Annotated in this window: 2 protein-coding genes; one reads left to right on the forward strand and one right to left on the reverse strand. The window is 40.6% G+C overall.

The features are described 5' to 3' along the window. Positions 1-8: 8 nt before the first annotated feature. The gene (locus ACTXGO_RS14065) at positions 9-173 is read right to left on the reverse strand and encodes a hypothetical protein (RefSeq protein ID WP_317200790.1); all 165 of its coding nucleotides are present in this window, start codon (positions 171-173) and stop codon (positions 9-11) included. Positions 174-560: 387 nt separating this feature from the next. Here ACTXGO_RS14065 and ACTXGO_RS14070 point away from each other — a divergent pair. Then, the coding region (locus ACTXGO_RS14070; RefSeq protein WP_443574955.1) for an NAD(P)/FAD-dependent oxidoreductase at positions 561-1,225 on the forward strand (665 nt) is incomplete at its 3' end.

Genomic DNA, 1,225 nt, shown 5'->3' on the forward strand with positions numbered 1-1,225 from the left:
TAAAAACCTTACTTGTCTTTTTTGGCCTTTTTTTGTTTCTTTTCAGGTTTTTCTTTTTTGGCCTTTTTAAGGTCTTTTTTGAGATCTTTAATATTTTTCTTTTGCGTTTTGATTTCAGCTTGAGCGTCTTTAATCGCCTGTTTTACCGCTTTTACTTTTTCTTTATTAGCCATGATGGGCTCCTTTTTGTTTGTTGTAGGGACTAGTGCATCAGCATCTAGGTATCGGTGCAGCGTTAATACTGTCTATAGTCGATACTAAATAAAACAGATACGTCGTATTTTGGCACAGATTGAAATAATTTTTTCTTGCGTGCTGTGCCTACGCCGCTCGATGCTGCAAAAAAACCATTTCAATCTCGCTGTATCGGTTTTATATTGAACTGATTATAGTCAGCATCTTCATTGATGATTACCATGATGTTATTGTTGATTTCTCTATTAGAGAGTAACAAACCTACAAGACTATACTGTATGACGTATGTAAATTCTGCTAAACATACCCTATAGATTATTGTAAAAGACAGTAGTTATAAATGTCAGGATAATCAGGAGGTAATCATGACTGCTAATCAGCACAAGATATACCAAGAGAAATCTTTTTGGTTACAAGACTATGGTCATTATAAGCCTAATCCTGCGCTTGATACGGATATAAGCGCCGACGTTTGTATCATCGGTGGCGGTTTTAGTGGTCTTAGCACCGCTTTTGAGTTCAAAAAAATCAATCCCAATGCTAGGGTCGTGGTCATTGAATCGGCGATAATCGGTTATGGGGCCAGTGGTCGCAATGGCGGCTTTAGTATGAAGCTCTTTGGTTTGGAGCCTGAGATAACGGCGCTGCGCTGGGGCGAGCAAAAGACCATTGAAGCGCATCAATATATGATCAAAGCCGTCAACCATGTACAAAACTTAGTGCACGAGCATGAGTTTGAGTCTGATTATCAGCACACGGGTATGTTTCGAGTCGCCTATTCCGACAGGCAAGCCAAAAGGCTGAGCAAGACCTATGAGTTGTTTCAAAAACTAGGTCTAGATGGTGATATGTCTTGGCAGCCAAAACAGGCGCTAGCACAAGCGTTCAAAACCGATAAATTTCTCGCAGGCATGTACGAGACTCAGACGGGTCTGTTAAATCCTTGCAAACAAGTGCGGGAGCTAAAACGGATCTGTTTGCAAGTAGGGGTCGATATTTATGAGACAACGCCTGCGATAGATATCGAAGA

The organism is Psychrobacter sp. T6-1 (assembly GCF_052258445.1).